The sequence below is a fragment of the Maribacter hydrothermalis genome (genome assembly GCF_001913155.1).
Taxonomy (GTDB): Bacteria; Bacteroidota; Bacteroidia; order Flavobacteriales; family Flavobacteriaceae; genus Maribacter; species Maribacter hydrothermalis.
Window position 1 is genome coordinate 3807897 of record NZ_CP018760.1, and the last position, 19849, is coordinate 3827745.

The window sequence follows — 19849 nt, forward strand, 5'->3', positions numbered from 1 at the left end:
TTTCTCTGAAAATTTGAATGGTTTTTTATCTTAAGGAGAAGCCACATCTGCAATGAAATATAAGTCATATGTTTTTTTGCCAGAAAGAATACTTGAGATTCCTTGATTATCGGTTATACCTCCGTCCATTAAACCTATTTCATTCATTTTATCAATACCTATTAATTCTCGCTTGTTTTTTGGGACGAAATCAGATGGAAAACTAATAGGTTCAAAACCACCAGGGAAAGCTGAAGAAGCTGCTAAAATATCTCCGAGCTTAAATTCTGAAATATGATTATTTAATGAATGCCCAAGCTTTTGGACTTTTTTGTTTCCTAATGTGCTGCCACTAGTAATATTTTGAAACTTAAAACCCATTGAGTGCGAAAAGTCAGTAGTATTAAATAAAACTTTATTAAAGCTAGTTTTACCATTTTTTATAGCTTGGTGTACATCACCTAAAGTCCTATGATAGAATAGCTTATTGTATTCTATGGCAAAAGCATTAATTGGATTTCTCTTTTTGTGTTCGTTACCTTGTTTTTTCCACTCTCTGGTACTTTTTAGGTGGCTTATTGCATTTTTAGTTAAATCATCTTTCTTAAGCCAATTATAATAGCTTTTAAAGAATGTTTGAAAGGATTCACCATCGGTTTGCGATTGAGCCCACTTTGCGCCTGTAATAGTTCCTCCAGAGGCTGTGGAAAGAGTTTTTACATTTTCTAACAGTGAAATTTTCTCTAAAAATGAAAGTATGCCAAGAGAAAAACATGCAGCTCTGTATCCACCACCAGAAAAACAAAGGGCGATTTCTTCAAATCCTTTAAAATCTTTTATTTCTTCTATCATTTTAACTTGTATATCTGTGTTAGAGAATAGATTTTATATACTTAAATATTTCCACCATTGCTAAAGAATCCAATTTGCAGTATTCTAATAAATCCTGGCGTATTAATGATTTTTCTTCTTTAGGAATGTTATTAAAAGCAATTTTGTCCCAAGTATCCATCGCCGTCGTGCCGTCTTGAACATTTAGCTGGTGATAATTTAATGAGGGGACCAGAACGGGTAATACTTTTTTAATAGATGATGACCCTTTAAATCGATAATCAATATAATCCGAGATAAATACCTTTTCCAAATCAAACATATGGGTATTAATGTAATCCAAATATTGTTTATGTTCTGGCATCCATGAAATCATTCTGCTGTTGGCACTCATTTCATATGATGCATACCAAGAGACAAATGTTCCCTTAAGTTCTGTAAATTCTTGCATCTGCTTTAACATTTTTTGAGGATATTCCAAGGTATCCGCTAAGTACTCAGAATGCGTCAAACTACCATCATATTGCATGCTATGAATACACACTTGAAAAGGAACTTGTTCAAAAGGTCTTAACCCGTCCAATTTTGGGACAGCACTCCCATAGGCTTCGTAGTCAAAAAAGTGGAGAGGATAAGCTAAATCCTCTAAAGTCTTTTTAATAGCTGTTTTATTAACTATAGGGGTGCCTTGGATATAAGAATCATATTGTAATTGTTGTCCGGCGGAAAGTTCAAAGCTCGTTGGTATATCGATAAAGCCAAAATTTCCTTCATCTACGAGTTCATTTATTTTCTTTTCGGAAAGACGTTTTAACTCATAAATTGTGGGTTGGGGTAAAGCATTATTGAAGTAAGTAAAGGTTTCACAATGATTCGCCCTTGTTTTTCGTAAACAAGAGCATTGTGTTAAGTCTGGTTTTTCATCAAGTAGTTTTAATGCGCTAAGTATTTCATTTACGATACTTAAATAAGATTTTTCTACTTTATCAGTAATTTCGGTAATGTTCAATAAATCTTCCGAGCTAATTTCTCCATTTTTAATAAATTCTCCATTAAGATGTATCACACTACATTTAGAAATAACGAAACCATTTTCTTCAAGAACATACTTTTGAAAACAGGTATCATAAATATGGTTGTGAGAAGGTTTTTCACTAACTCTAATTGAAGATTTTACCTCATATAAATGCCAGTTGCCATCTTCTAGTTTCTGTAATACATCAATTCGTGCAAATACTCCTTTTTCCGTAACAAAAGAAGGCTGTAAAAATATCTCTCCTCCCTGTTTTATAACATTTTTAGTTTCTGATGGGCTTGCAAAATTATGGAGTAATATGGGGTCTTTAAAAAGTTCGTCTACATAACTTTCTACCTCATAGCCTTCGCTAATTAATTTTTGTAAAAAAAGTGAAAACTCCGCTTCTGGATAAACTTCAGGTTTTTTCTTTTTTAACCAAAAACTTTCTGGACATTGCAAATATTGAATGAAGTCGGTTTTAGTTATTTTCATTTTAAATTAGGTCTTATTTTGATTGTACCCTATTTACAAATGATGTCAAATTAGTCGCATAACCAACCATAATTTGAGGGTATAAATCATAATTTCCCAAATCATAATGACCTCCTAGTCTAAAGAACAAACCTGACTTTCGGTTATTGGGATTGGTTAGCGCATAAAGATTTGCCATCACCTTTATATTTGGAGAATTGTTAGTGGTATTGAATTTTATGTCATTTTTATTGGTGCCTGTTGCCCCAAACCAATTTAAACCAATGGTTAAGTCTGCGCCAATATTAGATTGGGGTCGTATTTCAAAATTAGTTTCAAGTTCTTGACCTACCGAAAAAATTTGGAAATCTCTTTTTTCAAAAAGCGTGTTAATTGTGCTGCCATCTTCCGTTGTTAAACTTTCATTCAAGTTATATTCAACACCGGTTCGTAAAAATCGAAGCCCATATCTCAAGTGTACGAAAGTAGATGCTCCTTTCCACTCAAGGGTTGCAATTGAAGCCCTAATGCCGGCATCTATATTGTTGTTTAATAAAAGATTGAAGTTGTCCGTTTTAAATCTAAAGGGGTCATTTTCTACAAAAGATTCCGGACTGGTAGAATTAATATCAGCTAATTCTATTTTTCTATTACTGTTTGCAAAACCACTAAATAAATTTGCGGAGGCATGTATAGTTATATTATCTAATAGAGTAAAAAATTTGTAATTCCTTAAATGTAAAGGGAAACGCATTTGAGCTTCAGCAACTATTAAACCGTTTGTATTGTTGTTATTAAGACCCAAAAAATCTGAAAAGAAAATCCCCGTGAAGTAATCCATTAGCTTCCTTTCCCTAATTTTTACTGGTTTTTCTGGAAGTAATTGTATTTCCTCACTTTTAACTGCATAATTATACTTTAAATCTGGCACATAATCGAAAACATCATTGTAGTGGTACTTGTATTTATTAGGAAAACCATTTGTTTGTGATGGGTTATTAAATTCACGAAGAGGAAGAGAGTAAAGGTTGTTTAACAGAACGTAACTTTTCCCGTCTAACCTGCCTACTATGGCTATGTTATCTGCTCTGTTATTAAAAAAGGAAATAGTTGCAGAATCAACTTTAAAGGTTTTTTCTATTTTGTTTTCATTCCCAGTTGGGTAAAGTTTAAACTCCTTTTTTAGAATTATTCTACCGCTATAGGTAGTTTCTATATTTTCAATACTATCAGCTACTGCTGCAACCATTTCCTTTTGAAATTTTTTACTTTCTTTTTTACTATTATTTTCTAAGGGCGATTTAATAAGCGCAAAAATCTTTTCTAATGTAAGGTCATTACTATTTACCTTCGCAAATTGATTGTACTGTTCAAAAATTCTCTGGACAAATTCTGATTCACCAATGTCTGTTTTAAGCGGACCATAAATCTTAAATGATTTTTCATCTTTTTCTGAAATGGCTTTCAAATAGAAAATGTTTTTCTTAATTAAATGGAGCCATATGATTTTTTCTGTAGAATCATTTGAGAGTGTAAATTCTTCAGTGGCTAAATAAGTATAATCTTCTGACTTTGCTATTTTACGTTTATAAAAACTGTTGAACTCATCAGTGTATGTTTGCGTTACGATTTTTAGAATATCATCCTTTTTATTATTTAAAGAATCAATTAAGGTTTGTTTAAGTTTCAACTTAAATTCGGCATCCTTTGATACAATTTCACTGTATTTAATTTTGATACTGTCCAAAGGTTTAAATATGGAGTTCAAAGGTTTTAATGAGTATATAGTGTCGTTGTTTGCTTTGGTCAACTCAATTAAGAAGGCTTTAACTTTTATAGGTTGTTTAATATAAACAGTGTCCTTTTTTTTATTGAGTAGGGTAGTAGTACTAAACTCTATCTCAAGCGAATCATATGATCTAAGGGTTTCCTTTAAATCTTTATAATAGGCTGTAATATGCGATTGCATTTCTGGCAACGCAAATGCATCTTCATTTTTTAAATGATAAATAGTACAGTTCCTTTCTGTTTTAGAAATCTGACATATTGTAAATTCATTTGTAGCTTTATTAAACTGATATTGAAAAGTTTTATCAATTAATTCGAAATCAGAAGTTTCTTGGCAGTATACTATTGTAGTTGTTAAAACGAAAAAAAGCAGGTAAATTTTCCTCATGACTTTGACGGTTTTTGGTTGATGAAAAAACGTGAGGGGAGTACTGTTAAATTACAAAAAATAAAACATCAATAAATATTAATTTATTTTAGTTGTTGTTTTTCAAGAAATTACAAGATTCGTTAATGTTTTCTTTGATGCAATATTTAATTTTAGAAATTAAATCTTCTTGCAAGTTAGTGTCTATGTCTAGAGCCTCTATTTTATCAAGTGGGTATTGATATATAAAACCAATCCCCGGACAAATATTCACGTTCACAATATTAGTCTTTAATATTTTATCTTCTAATTGGTTATCATTTCGAGGTATAATTCCATCTTGAAAAAGAGTGTCCAGATAACTGGTTAAATTTTCATGTCCTCGAACCTGTCTTAAGTGCATACCATGATTATTCCAATAAGTTAGGTATTTTTCTAAATCTACTCCCTTAGGATAAAAATAGACCAAATTAGAGGCTACAGTAGCTAAATGAAAGTTTCCATAAACAATCCATTTTTTCTCTTTGAAATCCTTAATATTTACATTTGTGGGATAATATGCTTTAGCTTGGCCTTGGGTATCTCCAAAAAGCAAACTAAGTTCTAATACTTTATTTTCAGGTTTATAAATCAACCCTATTTTTCTAATGCTCCCAAAAGACAACGTTTCAATAAAATAGCCCCAGCCCAAATGATGTCTAACTAAGGATTCATCATTAACTATTGACTTCAATAAATTTTCAGTACGTTTTAAAATCAAAGATGTATTGCCTTTGCAATGTGCGTATCTGTCAAAAGGGTTTAAATAGGAAAAATTACTCTGAATTAAGCTCAAAAAGTCATTTGCTACTTGTCTTTCAGTATAATTAAACATGTTAGAATTGACAAACTCATTTAGCCACTTTATAATAGATGACCAAGTAATAACAACAGCTGTTTCTATTATTTTAATATCTTCAGAAAGGTGTTTTTCTGATGGACATAATTGATCCTCCCAAACATTATTCTTTTCAGGTTTGTTTTCGATTATCATTGAGACTTTATTCCCAACGGTAATAACACCATCATAAACAGCATTTCTTTCTACAGCTTCTATTTTTCTAGTAGGTAAAAGTGTGTCATTGGTAATTAGAATTGATAGTAGTAATTCTGTTTCAAATAGAATACTACCCACTTGCGTTTTAAATTGAATGTCCTCATTAATTTGACTGCTTAATAGGGGTAAAGTTTTATTCTCGAGTAATATACTTTCGTAAAAAAACGAAAAACATGCTGGGGAATATTTTAAAAGAACTAAAAATGATCTAGTAAGCCTATCTTCATGATGGTCTTGTTTTGAAGAATAAGGGTTAAAATAATTTAATCTTTCCATTTTTATTTTTTGTTTGATTGTTCATACCCAATCTGCCAGAAATACATATCAACTATTTTCATGATTGGGTACTGTGGATGCGCTGTTCGGATAAGTTTTAATTCTTGATTGTTCTCGTCTACAAACTCGAATAACTGCGTAAGACTCTTTGGTTTTAGTGTTTTGAACCCAAATTGTTCTTGTTTTACACCATCAATGAAAAAACGGTCAAAAGCAGGTAAACAACCTAATGTCCCTAAAATAATTTTACTAATAAGGGTATCTGTAGGTGTTACATTATGAGTTTTCTGATAATAGAAAGAAAGTTCTTCAATTAAATTGGTAATATCTTCAACCTTTTTAATCGCCACTTCATTTTCAGGGTAGCAACGTAAATAAAAATAATTTTTAATGATTTTAACGGCATCTACATGCACCAAATAATCTCGTTCTAAAAGTTTACTTGAACCTCTGTACATGCCCCAACTGGCCAAATAGAAACCAAGATGAAGACTTAAAAGTTTTTCATCCTCGATTTCAGAAAAGGCTTGGAAACAATGATTCCAAGAATTGTAGCGTTGAAATTTTTGGTTGTTATTGAAGATATATTTTCTAATTGTTTCTTCCATATAGAAATTTTAAATGGTATCAAACAATCCTTTTTCTTTACATGCTTCTAGAAATTTGGATTTCAAAAACCCTTTATTGGATAAAGGATACTTTCCCGCCTCATTTAAAATAGCCTTATAGTATATTTCTGGATTAATTGAGTCAGTTTGTTCTTTTGCATTTTCAAACTCCTCTAATACACTATTGAACCAAACTTTACCATCATTAGGGCTACATAGAGTTGCTTTATAACGTTCTTTAATTCCAAATACTCGTAACCAAGTATAAATTTCTTCTTCAAATCCTTCATCGGCCGAAATACGTACCTCAATATCATTAGGTGTAAGTGAATTTATTCTAGATGATTTCAATTCTATTTCAAATTTTAAATCAGGATGAATATCAGCATAGGGATAGAAAGCCAGTGATCTTGCAGCTCCTAATTTCAAAGGGTCAATATCACTTATTGGGTCAACCGATAGTTTATAGGTGCTATTACACTCATTACACATTGGTGCAAGATTCTTGAAATTTAAAACATTAAATGGATAACTGCCTTTGGGTATATAATGGTCATATGCTTCTCTATAACTATGGTTATTTCCTTTTAAATGAACCAAAGCACAAAACGGGCATACTTGTTTTTTATTGGCATCGTTGAATTTACTATCGAAATCTGCAATCAACTCTTTATTTAAAAATCCGAATATTTCTAAATTAAAAGGAGATTTCGCTCCGTAAAGTTTTGAATAAAAGGATTTTAATTCCTTAGATAAACTTTCGTGTTCAAAAGTAATCTGATTATAGGTAATAGGTTGAAGGTCTTTATTGGTGCAAAGGCCTTCGATGTTGTTGTTATTGATATAATGATCCGATAAGTACTTTTTATACTCTTTATCCAAATCAAGAAATTCTCTATAAATATTCTCTATTGAAGAATTAAAAAAGTGAGCCCACTTACCTTCTGTATTTCCTAGGTCTAAATATATTTGTTGCAATTGTTTATGACCTTTAAGTTTGTCAGCATCAAATTCGCCATCCGCTTTTAACCATACTTCAAAAAATAAGAAATCTAAGTACTCCTGTAGTTTTTCAATATGATGCGGTATGTAAGTGAAAGTAAAATGCATAATTAGGCAAGAATTGGTCTGGTGTCATCCATAGATTCAGTTATTTCATGAATTAATAGAGTGCGCTCTACAGATTCACCCAATTCTTCCTTTATTCTTTTAATAAGTTCTTCTCTTTCCTCATCATTTCTCATATTAGAACTTTTTTCTCTAAATTCAGTAACTTTCTTTTGAGCAAATTCTCCAATAGTATTTGCCATTTTGAATAGCCTGATTCCTATTTTATTTACGGATGTGCCAAAAGTTTGAAATTCTGGTCTTAGTACTTCTTTTACTTTACGAGTTTGTACATCTTTGTCAAAAAGCAGAACATATTGCATCTCACTATCTGAAATTAAAAATGGAGAATGTGTAGTAATCAACATTTCTCTCATTGTTTTTGAGCTTTCTTGTTCTTCTTTATTAAAGCTACTTCTTATACTTGATATATATTTTGCCTTCCAGTCAGGATTAAAATGGGTTTCTGGTTCATCTAATAGAAACAAACTTCTTGTGTCTTTAAAAAGTAAACAGAGTCCTAGTGTGTGTAAAAATTGGTGTTCACCATCGGAAAGATTTTTTGTGTAGATGGGTTTTTCCACCCCCTCTTTTTTTATGTAAAAATCTTTAAACCGTAACACCCTATCATTTTCTTTCGGTAAGCGTTGCATGGCATTTTCCAAAAAGATGTTTTGTGATCCTAAAATAGAATGTTTCTCTTGAATGCTAAACTCATAATTATTAAATATTAGCAATAGTTGAAATAGTTCAAACAGTGCTAACGGGTCATCATCAAAATGAAGTTGAAAAGCTTCTTTTGTAGCATCATTTACTAAATAGTCGAGATACAGGTATTTTGTTTCCTTTGCTTCAAACGTTATATCGCTATCGTAGATTTCCTCTTCTAAAATAATTTTTTCACTATAAGAAGTTGCGCAACGTTTTAATTTTTCTAAGTACGATTGGGTATAGCTATCCCTTAGGCTACTTATACCTTTTAGACTATTAAAAATATTGGTTTTTATAGTGTGATTTCCATTGTTGGGAATACCATTTTCATATTCAATTCCGCTATGTATTTCAGCTTCTGTGCTAGTTTTTATGACTATTCTAAAAGATTCTATATCTAGAAGTCTTACATATGTTTTAAATGGTCCCAGCACTCCATTTTCATCATTAAGGTTATTCATTAATAAATTTGACAATAGTATAGCTTGACTAAAAGAATTATCTAGAAATACTAAAGATGATTCTGGCTTTGGTACTATGTACTCCCCCGTTTTTAAATTCTCTAAATATGCGTCGTACTGCAAAAAACGGCTTTTGAAAAATGGCAAACTTAATGTTTGGTTAAGACCAGATGCGTAGCCTACAACAAATTCAGGAAGAAGTGCTTTAGATTCAAATCTGGAGAGTTCTTTGGTTTTTCGAAACTCTTCTTCGTTGACCCAATTGATTTTCGGGCGATCGTTCGCCTTCTTAACAATATGAATTTCTGCTTTTTGCAGTTGATTCAACCCTGGGAAAATGTCTGATTCTAAAAAAGTGAAATATTCTAGTTCGTATGCTTCAATTAAACTTGTTTCTGGATTGAAACCTTTTGGATTTTCTTCTGAAACATCAAAGTAATCAGGTCTCCTATCAAGGAACATACAATTTAAGTGATAGAAGGTTTCCGCTAGCACCTCTAAAATATTCGATTTTCCACTGCCATTTAGACCTGCCAAAATATAAGGATTAAAGTCAGTTGCATCCTCAAAATGGAAATCTCTTAGAAAATGAATTTCAAATCCTTCAGGAAGAGAACGAAAACCATCTGAGCTATTTAATTTAAACCTAATTAATTTCATCTTTCAGTTTAAATTTTATACGTCCTTCATCAATATCAAAATACTGTTCAATTTGACTATTTTCTTTTTTTAGAATATTAAAGAAGTTTGCTTTCCAAGTATCATATTCATCCTGATAATCTTGAATCTTAAAATCTTGAAATAGCAAATCTTTAATATCATCAAAAACAAAGTTTTCCTCACCAAAGTTGCTTTTTATAAGATTTTCAAGGTAAGTGTCTATTTTATCTAAGTCAAAAAGAGTCTTGGAAAATGTCTTTGAATTCTTAGATTCTTTTTCAACATCCAAATTTTCTTTTATTGCAGGTTTTGCAACATCCCTCAAAAACTCCTCCCTCAAAACCACTTTACTTAAGTCTAATTGTCCTTTAAAAGCATCTTGGCTTAATCGACCATAAAGGTTTTCTAATTCTGTAAGATGTCTTTGATAGAGTTTCTTGGTTTCTTCTACATTTTCAGAAATTTTGGCAAATATTGTTTGTTTTTCAAAATCAGGTTTAAAGAGTTTGATCTTTTCAAATTCTCCTTTAGTAATTATTTTCTTCATCCCCTTTGTTGCATGACTTTTAATGTAATCTTCAAAAATCACAAACATCCAATATAAAAATTCTGGATGGACATCATCAAATGGAATAATGGCATTGATTTGTTGATTAAAGGAAACTTTTCGGTCTGTTAATGCGCAATTTCCAATTGATTTTTCACTACCGGCTATGCATGCAACCAATAGGGTGTTGGAGCTAACAATCCTTCCAAGTTTTGAACCAGTCTCAGATAGGAATTCTTTGGCTTTAGTTAAGTTCTTTTCACCTCTTACGATATTGTCGGTTTTAATCCATTCAATGAATTCTAGGGAATAATTATTGAGATTCTTTCTGGGAGGGGTGTTTCCTGTAACAACTGAACCAATAGTTTTTTTTATAGAATCTTTTTTCCATCCTTTTGTATTCTTCATTGGATTCCCAAACATCTCCAAAAAAGTACTTCTCAATAACTCATCTAAAAGCGCAATACTTTTTTTACGATTGGTAATAAGATTTTCACAATCGGTAAGGACTTGGGCAATGCGTTTTTGGTCTATTGAATCTTTGGGAACATTAATTCTTATTTTCTCAATGTCTCCTTTTGATATTGATTTGAAGGTGGAGCCAGTAGCGTATCTAGAAACTAACTCTTGGTTGTTTTTTAAAAAGTAATAGATGTATCTGAAATCATTTAGACCTTTTGCTCGTATTGCCCCTAGGCCTCTTCCAATGCATGCTTTTTCATTGGCTAAATTAACAGGACCTACAGGTGCCCTAACAGACATTAATATATCATTGACTTCAGCAGTTTTTGTTGGATTAGTACACCACTTTCTAGGAATTGGATTTAAATCACCAAAATCCGTTTTTCCTTGATAAAATGGTAACCCTTCTTCTATTTCGTTATAGCTATCGGAAGGAGGAGATTGACCAGCAATTACTTCTGCTATTTGCCCTATATTTTTTGATTGCATTTTCATTAAAATAACTCCTTCAGTTCGTTTAACTTTTCAGAAATTTCTTTTTCCAAACCTTCTATAACGTTACCGTTTTCATCTTCTCCACCAAGTAATTTTAAAAGAATCTTATTGGGCTTGTCATATATAATTTCATCATACACTTCTTCTTTGTAGCGAGAAAAACTCAAATCGTAGCCTTCCGCTACAATTTCCTTTTTAGGTACGGTAAAGTGGGTTCGTTTTCTATCGTTTTCAGAGGCAGGCTTTTTACTATTATACTTAATGACAATATCTTGCAAATCACCATAATCATCCGAGCCATCTTTTAACTTGAGTTTAGCTCTTTTGTCATCTAAAGTATAGCCATCGCTTTGCATATCGTAAAACCAAACATTTTCAGTTTCGCCACCTTTGGTAAAAATGAGTAATGCCGTACTAACACCTGCATAAGGTTTAAAAACGCCACTTGGGGCTGTGATGACCGCTTTTAGTTCACTTTTTTCTATCATTAATTTTCGAGCTTCCACAAAAGCTCTGCCGCTCCCAAATAACACACCTTGTGGTACGACAATACCTGCTGTACCACCCATTCGTAACATTTGGTAAATACGTTCTATAAAAAGAAGTTCTGTCTTGGTAGTTCCTAATTGCAGACTTTCGTTTATATCTCCCTTATCTATGTTGCCTGTAAAAGGAGGATTAGCAAGTACAACATCATACTGGCTGCTTTCATTGTAACTTTTACTTAGCGTATCGGTATAATCTATTTGTGGGCTTTCAATACCGTGCATCATTAAGTTCATTAACCCCAATCTTACCATAGTCTGGTCTATATCATACCCTTGTAGACTTTGGTTTAAAATTGTTTTGGTCTTTTCATCAAACCGTGAAGCCTTACTGGAGCGAATAAAGCCGTCTTCATCTTTTTCTCGGTTTTTATTGTCCTTATCTAATTGAGTCACTAAATATTGATAAGCATCCAACAAAAAACCACCTGTACCACAAGCAGGGTCTACAATACGATTGCCCAATTGTGGAGAAACCAATTCTACCAACAACTTTATTATATGACGTGGTGTTCTAAACTGTCCGTTTTTGCCTGCACTTGCAATTTCGCTCAGTAAATATTCGTAAACATCTCCTTGAATATCTTGAAAATCTTGCCCTTTTTCAGAGGCATCTCTTTCCATTTCTTCATAAATTTCATCGATTATCTTTACAGCCTCTACCAATAATGATGGTTTTGGTATTATAAAGACCGCATTACGCATATGTTTTACAAAAGGAGAATCATCTGTATCTAAAGTCTTTATAAACGGAAAAACATATTGTTGTACCCTTTGCAACATTTCTTCGGCAGGTAATCTCTTAAACTCGCTCCAACGTAATTGCTGCTTTTCAATTTTTAAGTCACTGTTGGGTAATTGAAACTCTCCTTCAAAACGAGAAGTAAATGGGTCATCGTTAAATTCAGCCCTAGATTGGGCATCGGTATCATTTTCATCCAATTTCTTCATAAAAAGCAAATAGGTAATCTGCTCAATAGCTGTTAAAGGGTTGGAGATACCGCCACTCCAGAACTTGTTCCAGAGTTCTTGAATCTTAGATTTTATTTCAGGGTTACTTTGTAATAAGCTCATTTATGCTACTAGTTGTTCTGTTAATGTTACTATCTCTTTAATTTCATTCGGGTTAAATACCCCTTGTATTCCTTTTGGGTGAATTACCGTAAAAGGAGCTTCCAATAAATTTCGTTTATGTATTTGACCGCGCTCAATAATATAGTCTCTCAAGAGATTTAAAAATTCAATTTGCCGAGTGCTCAAGGTAGTGTGTGTTTGTATAAATTCAGCAACTTTTTTGCTGACAGTTTCGTCAAAACTTTCTAATATCTCAATACCCAAAATATGTTTTATGAACTGCAAGAAATTAGCACGTTGGTTTTTGTACACTTTTTGTAATAGCGCTTCGGTAATATGTGGGTCTTCAGAATGTAATTCTTCTGCTAATTGAGCAGCTTGTTCAACAGTAATTTGTTTGCCTTCTTTTATCCATTGAAGGATAGGGTTGCGCTTTAAAAGCTCATTGACTTTTTGCTCTACCATTTCTCGATACCTAGAAATACTAACAGATTCATGCTGAGGACCAAATTCGACAAACTCCTTTGTGGTGACAACGTCCTTTAAATTTAATTGGTCCATACCACTGCCCGTAACAGGTTTGTCAATATAGCGCATTAAGGGTGCGAGCTTTTGAGCAAGCACATCAAACTCAGTATCTGTAATAGTTGCCCAATAATTATTGGAAAGCACTTTCTTAATATAGCCAATCTGCTTTTCTACAACATTTACCGATAATGGCAAAAGCGATACCTTTTCTTGAATGTTTTCTTTAAGAATGTCTAACTGATCAGTATTATCCTCTAAAAGTGCCAATGAGGTCTCCAATACATCTTTTTTAAAACGCATCGCTTTAAAGTCAACTTGTGAAACCGTTCTATACAGCGGAATAATTATTTCTCGTAAAAAATCGAAACTCTTAGCATCTAAATTTTCCCAAAAATTAGCTTTTAAAGCTTTCAATAAAGGTGTCTGTGCATCTTGTATAACAACAGAATCTTTGGGTAAATTTTTAAGCTGTGTTCTGAATAGTTCAATTTCCTTTAATGCGATATCTAGTTCATCTAATTCTAAGGCTAATTCAATTTTATCAATCCGGAGTCCTGCAAAACGAACTGGTAAAGGAACCTGTGTCTTATTTTCAACTCCTTTAGGGTTCAGTTTAAAATATTCAAAATTATCCCAGCAATCTATAATTCTAAACACATCTTTTTCAACGCACCAGGGTTTCATTGCCGTGGGCTCTAATAGTCGCGTACCACGCCCAATCATCTGCCAAAATTTAGTGTATGAGTAGACAGGCTTTGCAAAAACTAAATTCACCAATTCGCGTACATCGATGCCTGTATCTAACATATCAACACTAATAGCCACTCTTGGCATATTGTTTAATTTGAATTGGTCTAATAATCCGCCTTTTCCATAAACTCTTGAATCATCTGAAACCAATACTTTGGCTAGCTCTCCATTGTATTCAGGATATAGGGTGTCGAAAATTTGTTCTACTTGTCTAGCTTGTTGTATGGATTGACAGAAAAATATACTCTTACCCGGTAGAACCCCGTAAGAATCTTTGATAGATTCCTCCATGAATTCTCGCACAATTAGAGCATTCGTACCTCTATTTCGAACCGATTTCTCAAGCTGGGTGCCTTCGTAATTGATTTCTTCAATATCCCGTCCTTCGTGTAATAATTTCTTTTGGTCCTCTAAAGAAACGGTGCGTTTACTAATACCTTCATCTTGAAATTTGGTATGAATTTTCATCACCTCAAAATTGCATAGATAGGGCGGGATATTATTTACTGCTTCTTCGTAGGAATATGCAAATGTAGGTAAGCCATCTTCGCATTCGAACAGGTTAAACGTATTATGATCTATTACATCGGTAGGGGTAGCGGTTAAGCCTAGAGTTATAGTATTAAAATAACTTAAAACCTCTTGGTACGTATTGTATATGGAACGGTGACTTTCGTCTATAACAATCAAATCAAAGAAATGAGGAGAAAGAGAGTTCTCTTCATCTTTGACAATATTAAGCATTGTAGGGTAGGTAGATACGTAAATACGCCTATCCGTTGCAATTGACTTTTCGCCTCGTTTGGGCCAGGTAGGTTCGTTTGGCAAGTGTTCTTTAAAAGCATCTAAAGCTTGATCACGTAATGCAATTCTATCTACCAAAAACAAAACCCGTTCAGCCCAACTAGCACGCATTAAAGCATCTGTTAGTGCAATACAGGTTCGGGTTTTGCCTGTTCCTGTTGCCATTACCAAAAGAAACTTTGTGCGTTTCCTTTCAATGGACTCCATAACCGCACGAATAGCTTGTATTTGATAATCTCTTCCAGCTATTGAAGTATTGATTAGTTCTGTAACTAGAGGTTTTTTTCGTTTCCTGATGAAGTCATACCGTTCTAAATCATCTCGAGTGGGAAACCCAATAATTTTTTTTGGAGGGTAATTATTAAGGTCCCAGAAATAAATATCTAAGCCGTTGGTATAAAAACAAAATGGTAAAAATCCAGTTTCTTCTTTAATCCCTTCGCAATACTGCTTTGCTTGTTCCCTGCCTATTTCTGAATCTTTAGAAGTTCTTTTAGCTTCAACCACTGCTAAAGCTTTCCCGTCTTTACCTAAAAGAACATAATCACTAAAGGTTGTGCCATAATCCGGAGAAGGCTCATACACACTTGAAATAACCGAATACTCCTGAACCACTTGAGTAAAATCATTGACATTCCACCCTGCAGTTTTCAGGTGGTGGTCAATTAACTCTTTTCTGGTTTCGGCCTCTTTCAAATGATTATAAAGTTAGTTTACTTGTAAAAATAGGTGTACTTTTTAGATAAACAAAGTGTTGAAAAGTTAAGTTTTATAACGGGATATTTACTAGTTATAATTTAGATTTAAAATTTATAAATATCATCTGTTTACTTTTTTAATAAACAATGATGTTATCAATCCAACACCAACCACCACATCAACTATATTCCATAATTCTCTACCCAAAGCAATTTTGAAAAAAGGTTGAAAGAGAAGGGCAAGCGCTATATAAATAAATACCTGTTCACTCTTCTCTACTTGGTTCGCCTTAAAGGCAAAATAACCAAAACTCGCGAAGGCGATTACGCGCACTAATTCATAGTAACCGTAGGGCATGTTTAGTAGGCATAGAAAGAATAGGAGGGCTAGTATTGATTTGATTAAGATTATCATCTTTCTATTTAGAAAAGACATGAGCCAAAGCTACATCTTTTGCAACACCTTTTAGGGCATTGTCAATTAAATCCAAAACTAGCTTATCCACAATAGCTGGCTTAAATCCCAATTTCATTGCGAAAACTTTACATAACTGCATTTCTCTATCGTCAATACGGCCATCTACTAGCATTACCGTTACTAGGTCATACATTTGGTCAAATCTTTCTCTTTCTGTCTTTGGCGGATGAAAGCTGATAGCTTCTGGAAAATCTATGACTCGTTTTACTTCATCTCCTGTCATATAACACTTATCTGCTAATTGCATTATATAATCAAATTCTATATTGTCCAATTTACCATCGGCCATAGCCACTGCAAGTAAATTTTTAAAATGACTCTTCCTTTTCTTTTTATCAAAACTTTCAAATAACTCTTGAAATCCCATCTTTTATCTATTTTAATTTATGTACATGATTTTACTATTAATACTATTACAAGAACAGTTGGCGCAATACCTGATATAAAACTACACCCAGCAGCGGCACCCACTTTAGCGCCATCTTCCTTTTCTCCTGAAGGACTAAATAAAAAGCCTAAAATTGCAAAACCAATTACAACTCCAATTATTATAAGTATTACCGTTCCCATTGTTAATTTTTAATTTTACCTCTAAATTATTAAGTATAATTCGTAGTCTTTTACGGGTTTCCGTAACAGCATGATTTTAATTAAAAATAAAATTGAATAGAGAAGGAGTTTTGTATAAATATTGGAAACTTGTTGCAGTTATAAATTTAATTTTAGTAGTCCGATTAATTCTTGGGTTAAGTAAGAAGAATGAAAAAAGGTTATTCATGGTATGGAAAGTAGACCATTATGAAAAAACAGATTGTGCAGTAAGTTATAAGGTAAACATACTTCCTTTGTATGAAGTTAGATTGGAGAATTTTAAAAAAATTGACGTTGATTTAACTACTGATTTTTTTGAATAAAATACTCAGAAACCACTAATATGGTATTAAGTCTGGAAAGCAGATTGAGTATTTTACTGCTCCAGGGTCGCATCCAGTCAATAATAAAACCTTGAAGGCAATAACGGAATATATGGCGAATAAGATTATAACTGTAGATACCTATGAGGAAAGTTCTTTTGCTTAATGAATAGTATAGCTACTTTACTTTTTTTTACTGAAAACATGCTCCATTAGGTATGCTTCCATTTCTTCATCGGTTGGCATAGTGGCTGTTATCCCCATTTTATTTGAAGTAGTTTGTTGGCTTTTAGCACGAACATTATTTTGAGGTATTGATGGAATAGTTTTGTTTTCTTCAAACTTATATTCATCATTCAATGCTAATATTATTTTAAGCTCACCTTCAAACTGAATGATTTCTTTTATAATGGACAAATTTTCTTTCAGGCTTTCCTCGAAATGACTGGAATTACCCATTAAAAATTCATTTAACCCTTTTGGATATTTTTGAATAGTTCTTAGTTTCATTGTATCACGCTTTATAGTGTACAATTCTATTTTCGGAGTATTCTCAAGTTTCGGAATACCATGAGTATTTTCTAATAAATGCACAATATCAAAACTAGGAGAGTGCTTATTATTTATAATATTTATGTAAAGTAATCTACCAACCGTTTTAGCTTCTTTTTTCTTTAAACCAATAATATGGTTATTGAATTGATGAAAAAAGTTAATAAATACATTATTTATATATTCTTGATAAGTATGTAATACAAACGTATAATACGCATCTACAAGTTCGCTTTTAGGTTCTATTCTAGATTTAAAGTTAGTAGTGTCTAGTAAATTTATTGGAGCGTTTGATGGTAGTTTTAAAACCTTCGTAGTAACGAACAGCTTTTTAGTTTTAAAAAGCTTTAATCTCTGCTCGTTACTTAACTCATTGAGCTTTTCACTCTTCAACATCCCAAAATAGTTTTTGTTCTTCTTAGTCATTTTGAGTTCTTTTTGTGGATGATGGCTGTAGAAATTCAGAGTAATCTTCTGGTAGTTCTGCATCTATATCACGTAGATACTTTTCAAGTGAGGTTAATGTAGAATGTCCGGTAATCCCTAATAAGGTACTTCTGGTTTCGCTGGGATTTAACTCTTTTCGTATTTCTCTATACAACTTTGTTATATAGGTATGTCTATAGCTATAAAGTCCATATTCTATACCCAATTTGAAGTGATCTTTAACCTTTTTAAACCTTTTGGAGTAATAGTTTCTTTTATCTCGTTCAGGAACGTCCCATTCGCCACCAATTTCATATGGCGTAAATACAAAATGTTCAGGATCAGCGTTGGAGAGGTCTGGTAATAAATTCAATAAAATCTCTGGAATGATTTTAATTTTTACTTTTTTATTTTTCGCCTTTACATAGATTTTTTTGTCAGCTATGTCAATATCCTTAACTTTTAATCTACATACTTCAATTGGTCTCAAAAAACAAAGAGAGATAAAATGTACAAAGGATAATAACAGTTGGTCATTCTTCTCCATATAAGTCTGTAAATTAGACTCTTGTTTTGGAGTGAAAGTTTTATTTCTTGTAGGCTTAGTTGATAGCGGTTTTATTTTAGGGATAAAATTGTCTTCAATAATTTCATTATCCTCTAATGTTGTGAAAATAGCACTTAAACTTGTTCTTGCATTATTACGGGTTCTTGGCGATGTTCGTGCTAAAACTGAATTTAAGTATTGAACGACAGTTTTCTTTGTAATTGCTTTTATATCGCTGATTTCATTTTCTTCCAACCATTTTTCAAATTGTTTAAGTGGACCATGGTACCCAGAATATGAATTTGGACTTAAGGATCGCTTTTTAATTTTTAGAGCAAAATCGAATGCTTCTTGAATTGATATGGATGGTTCTTCTATTAAAGGAGAACCAAGTGGGGCAGGAGTAACCTTTTTTAAGACCTTAGTGGGTTGTTCAACTTTTTTAGGAATAGTTTCAGTTTCCTTTTCATCTACAACGTTAGACGTGCTTAATTTAGATATTAGGGTAGAATTATCAGCATTAGGGGTATAACCAGCTTCTAAAATTTTAATTAAAGCTCTTTTTATAATATACATAAAAAGAATTCGCTCGCGTTTTGTTTTAAAACGATTTACACCCGCTTTGATAGGAGTTTGCCTAACAAGTTTTTTGGTTTCAGGATTTCGATAGGAGAAATATACATACCAATCTTTGGCAAGAGCATCTTTCTTTTGCTTGTAAGTTAGCTTAGACCAACCTTTTATTGGGACACCACCAGTATAGAATTTAGGATCGGAATAGTTTAGTTTCATTTTCAAACCGTATACGTTATCGTATATGGTAGATAAAAGTATGAAATTTAAAGACATAAAAAAACGGCTTGTGCGCACGCAAACCGTTGATTTTATTGGTCTTAAACTATGTAGCGAGAGGGGGGCACGATCCCCCGACCTCCGGGTTATGAATTTTCCTCTCAAATTTCAAAGTCCCTATATTCAGGTACTTTAGAGATGCTTTATTAATAAATCGTGTGCAAAAACGTGTTCAGTTTTATGTTCACTTAAATTTAAATTATTTTAATTACAATTTACTTAATTTTTATTTATAATCGGGCATAGTGTGTATTGTTTAGAATAATATATTTAGTTAATAGCTCGTTCTTTTATGATTTATAATCATTCTGACACCAATGATATTTCTAGGCTAAAAACAGACAATATTAGGAGTACAAAGAAATAATATTAAAACAAAAAAGGAGGTTTAAGGCAAAAAAGAAAATATTAATTAACTTTAAAGAACTGGACTAAGGCTTTTCATAGGAGGCTTTGTTAGGCAACGTTTTTTCCACGTTCGGCTCAAAGAACTGATTTATTACATTTAGTAATTCCGTTTGCGATTTGTTCATATTTAAAACTCCATAAAACGGATTATTTACTGATTTGTCAATTACTTGTCCATTCCTAATTTTCATTAAATGAGGAAACTTATTGTAGTGCTTAAGTCCATATAACGCAGCGGAGATAAATTCAGCATTATATTCCGATTCAATTTTTCGTCCATTCAGATATACGATTTCTATTCCTTTGTCCAGATTTGGCACAATATTTTCCTCAATATAATTTTTTGAGTTCTTTCTGTTATTATAGCAAAAGAAGTTTTTTCCATCATTTTCCGTT

At 32.5% G+C, this 19849-nt stretch carries 17 protein-coding genes; 1 reads left to right on the forward strand and 16 read right to left on the reverse strand.

Annotation, left to right across the window (positions count from 1 at the left end):
* Positions 1–30: 30 nt before the first annotated feature.
* The 13 genes from BTR34_RS16305 to BTR34_RS16365 form a co-directional block, all read right to left on the reverse strand.
* Complete coding sequence (locus BTR34_RS16305; protein ID WP_068483119.1) at positions 31–831, reverse strand: patatin-like phospholipase family protein; 801 nt, start codon at positions 829–831, stop codon at positions 31–33.
* 19 nt (positions 832–850) lie between these two features.
* Complete coding sequence (locus BTR34_RS16310) at positions 851–2320, reverse strand: DUF2779 domain-containing protein (protein ID WP_068483122.1); 1470 nt, start codon at positions 2318–2320, stop codon at positions 851–853.
* Between the two features lie 13 nt (positions 2321–2333).
* Positions 2334–4475 (reverse strand): hypothetical protein, encoded by a 2142-nt coding sequence (locus BTR34_RS16315; RefSeq protein WP_068483125.1) that lies wholly within the window; start codon positions 4473–4475, stop codon positions 2334–2336.
* 88 nt (positions 4476–4563) lie between these two features.
* Positions 4564–5826 carry a hypothetical protein gene (locus BTR34_RS16320; protein WP_068483128.1) on the reverse strand — a complete coding sequence of 421 codons (1263 nt, stop codon included), beginning with the start codon at positions 5824–5826 and terminating at the stop codon, positions 4564–4566.
* 2 nt (positions 5827–5828) lie between these two features.
* On the reverse strand, positions 5829–6434 hold the full coding sequence (locus tag BTR34_RS16325) for a hypothetical protein (RefSeq protein WP_068483131.1): 606 nt from the start codon (positions 6432–6434) through the stop codon (positions 5829–5831).
* A gap of 9 nt (positions 6435–6443) precedes the next feature.
* Positions 6444–7544: a hypothetical protein gene (locus BTR34_RS16330; RefSeq protein ID WP_068483134.1), complete on the reverse strand. Its 1101-nt coding sequence runs from the start codon at positions 7542–7544 to the stop codon at positions 6444–6446.
* 2 nt (positions 7545–7546) lie between these two features.
* Positions 7547–9373 (reverse strand): restriction system-associated AAA family ATPase, encoded by a 1827-nt coding sequence (locus tag BTR34_RS16335; RefSeq protein WP_068483136.1) that lies wholly within the window; start codon positions 9371–9373, stop codon positions 7547–7549.
* Complete coding sequence (locus BTR34_RS16340; protein ID WP_197496138.1) at positions 9360–10871, reverse strand: restriction endonuclease subunit S; 1512 nt, start codon at positions 10869–10871, stop codon at positions 9360–9362. Before BTR34_RS16340 ends, BTR34_RS16335 begins: the two co-directional genes overlap by 14 nt.
* Positions 10872–10876: 5 nt before the next feature.
* Positions 10877–12496, reverse strand: coding sequence for a type I restriction-modification system subunit M (locus BTR34_RS16345; RefSeq protein WP_068483141.1), 1620 nt, complete (start codon positions 12494–12496; stop codon positions 10877–10879).
* Positions 12497–15274 (reverse strand): type I restriction endonuclease subunit R, encoded by a 2778-nt coding sequence (locus BTR34_RS16350; protein ID WP_068483144.1) that lies wholly within the window; start codon positions 15272–15274, stop codon positions 12497–12499.
* Between the two features lie 123 nt (positions 15275–15397).
* On the reverse strand, positions 15398–15712 hold the full coding sequence (locus BTR34_RS16355; protein ID WP_317039576.1) for a DUF6804 family protein: 315 nt from the start codon (positions 15710–15712) through the stop codon (positions 15398–15400).
* On the reverse strand, positions 15696–16121 hold the full coding sequence (locus tag BTR34_RS16360) for a TerB family tellurite resistance protein (RefSeq protein ID WP_068483147.1): 426 nt from the start codon (positions 16119–16121) through the stop codon (positions 15696–15698). Before BTR34_RS16360 ends, BTR34_RS16355 begins: the two co-directional genes overlap by 17 nt.
* 17 nt (positions 16122–16138) lie before the next feature.
* Positions 16139–16324, reverse strand: coding sequence for a hypothetical protein (locus BTR34_RS16365; RefSeq protein WP_068483150.1), 186 nt, complete (start codon positions 16322–16324; stop codon positions 16139–16141).
* A gap of 92 nt (positions 16325–16416) precedes the next feature.
* Between BTR34_RS16365 and BTR34_RS16370 the strand changes: the two genes are divergently transcribed.
* Positions 16417–16668: a hypothetical protein gene (locus BTR34_RS16370; protein ID WP_068483153.1), complete on the forward strand. Its 252-nt coding sequence runs from the start codon at positions 16417–16419 to the stop codon at positions 16666–16668.
* A 183-nt stretch (positions 16669–16851) separates the two neighbouring features.
* Here the strand turns inward: BTR34_RS16370 and BTR34_RS16375 are convergent, their stop codons facing one another.
* The 3 genes from BTR34_RS16375 to BTR34_RS16385 form a co-directional block, all read right to left on the reverse strand.
* Complete coding sequence (locus tag BTR34_RS16375) at positions 16852–17646, reverse strand: hypothetical protein (RefSeq protein ID WP_068483156.1); 795 nt, start codon at positions 17644–17646, stop codon at positions 16852–16854.
* Positions 17639–18985, reverse strand: coding sequence for a tyrosine-type recombinase/integrase (locus BTR34_RS16380; RefSeq protein WP_235843176.1), 1347 nt, complete (start codon positions 18983–18985; stop codon positions 17639–17641). The genes BTR34_RS16375 and BTR34_RS16380 overlap by 8 nt, the downstream gene beginning before the upstream one ends.
* Before the next feature lie 491 nt (positions 18986–19476).
* On the reverse strand, positions 19477–19773 hold the full coding sequence (locus BTR34_RS16385) for a hypothetical protein (RefSeq protein ID WP_068483162.1): 297 nt from the start codon (positions 19771–19773) through the stop codon (positions 19477–19479).
* Positions 19774–19849 lie beyond the last annotated feature (76 nt).

Coding starts and splice junctions, on each gene's coding strand:
- BTR34_RS16360 (WP_068483147.1), bottom strand. CDS start 16,121: ATGGGATTTCAAGAGTTATTTGAAAGTTTTGATAAAAAGAAAAGGAAG.
- BTR34_RS16375 (WP_068483156.1), bottom strand. CDS start 17,646: ATGACTAAGAAGAACAAAAACTATTTTGGGATGTTGAAGAGTGAAAAG.
- BTR34_RS16380 (WP_235843176.1), bottom strand. CDS start 18,985: ATGAAACTAAACTATTCCGATCCTAAATTCTATACTGGTGGTGTCCCA.
- BTR34_RS16325 (WP_068483131.1), bottom strand. CDS start 6,434: ATGGAAGAAACAATTAGAAAATATATCTTCAATAACAACCAAAAATTT.
- BTR34_RS16365 (WP_068483150.1), bottom strand. CDS start 16,324: ATGGGAACGGTAATACTTATAATAATTGGAGTTGTAATTGGTTTTGCA.
- BTR34_RS16335 (WP_068483136.1), bottom strand. CDS start 9,373: ATGAAATTAATTAGGTTTAAATTAAATAGCTCAGATGGTTTTCGTTCT.
- BTR34_RS16320 (WP_068483128.1), bottom strand. CDS start 5,826: ATGGAAAGATTAAATTATTTTAACCCTTATTCTTCAAAACAAGACCAT.
- BTR34_RS16355 (WP_317039576.1), bottom strand. CDS start 15,712: ATGTCTTTTCTAAATAGAAAGATGATAATCTTAATCAAATCAATACTA.
- BTR34_RS16345 (WP_068483141.1), bottom strand. CDS start 12,496: ATGAGCTTATTACAAAGTAACCCTGAAATAAAATCTAAGATTCAAGAA.
- BTR34_RS16340 (WP_197496138.1), bottom strand. CDS start 10,871: ATGCAATCAAAAAATATAGGGCAAATAGCAGAAGTAATTGCTGGTCAA.
- BTR34_RS16330 (WP_068483134.1), bottom strand. CDS start 7,544: ATGCATTTTACTTTCACTTACATACCGCATCATATTGAAAAACTACAG.
- BTR34_RS16315 (WP_068483125.1), bottom strand. CDS start 4,475: ATGAGGAAAATTTACCTGCTTTTTTTCGTTTTAACAACTACAATAGTA.
- BTR34_RS16310 (WP_068483122.1), bottom strand. CDS start 2,320: ATGAAAATAACTAAAACCGACTTCATTCAATATTTGCAATGTCCAGAA.
- BTR34_RS16305 (WP_068483119.1), bottom strand. CDS start 831: ATGATAGAAGAAATAAAAGATTTTAAAGGATTTGAAGAAATCGCCCTT.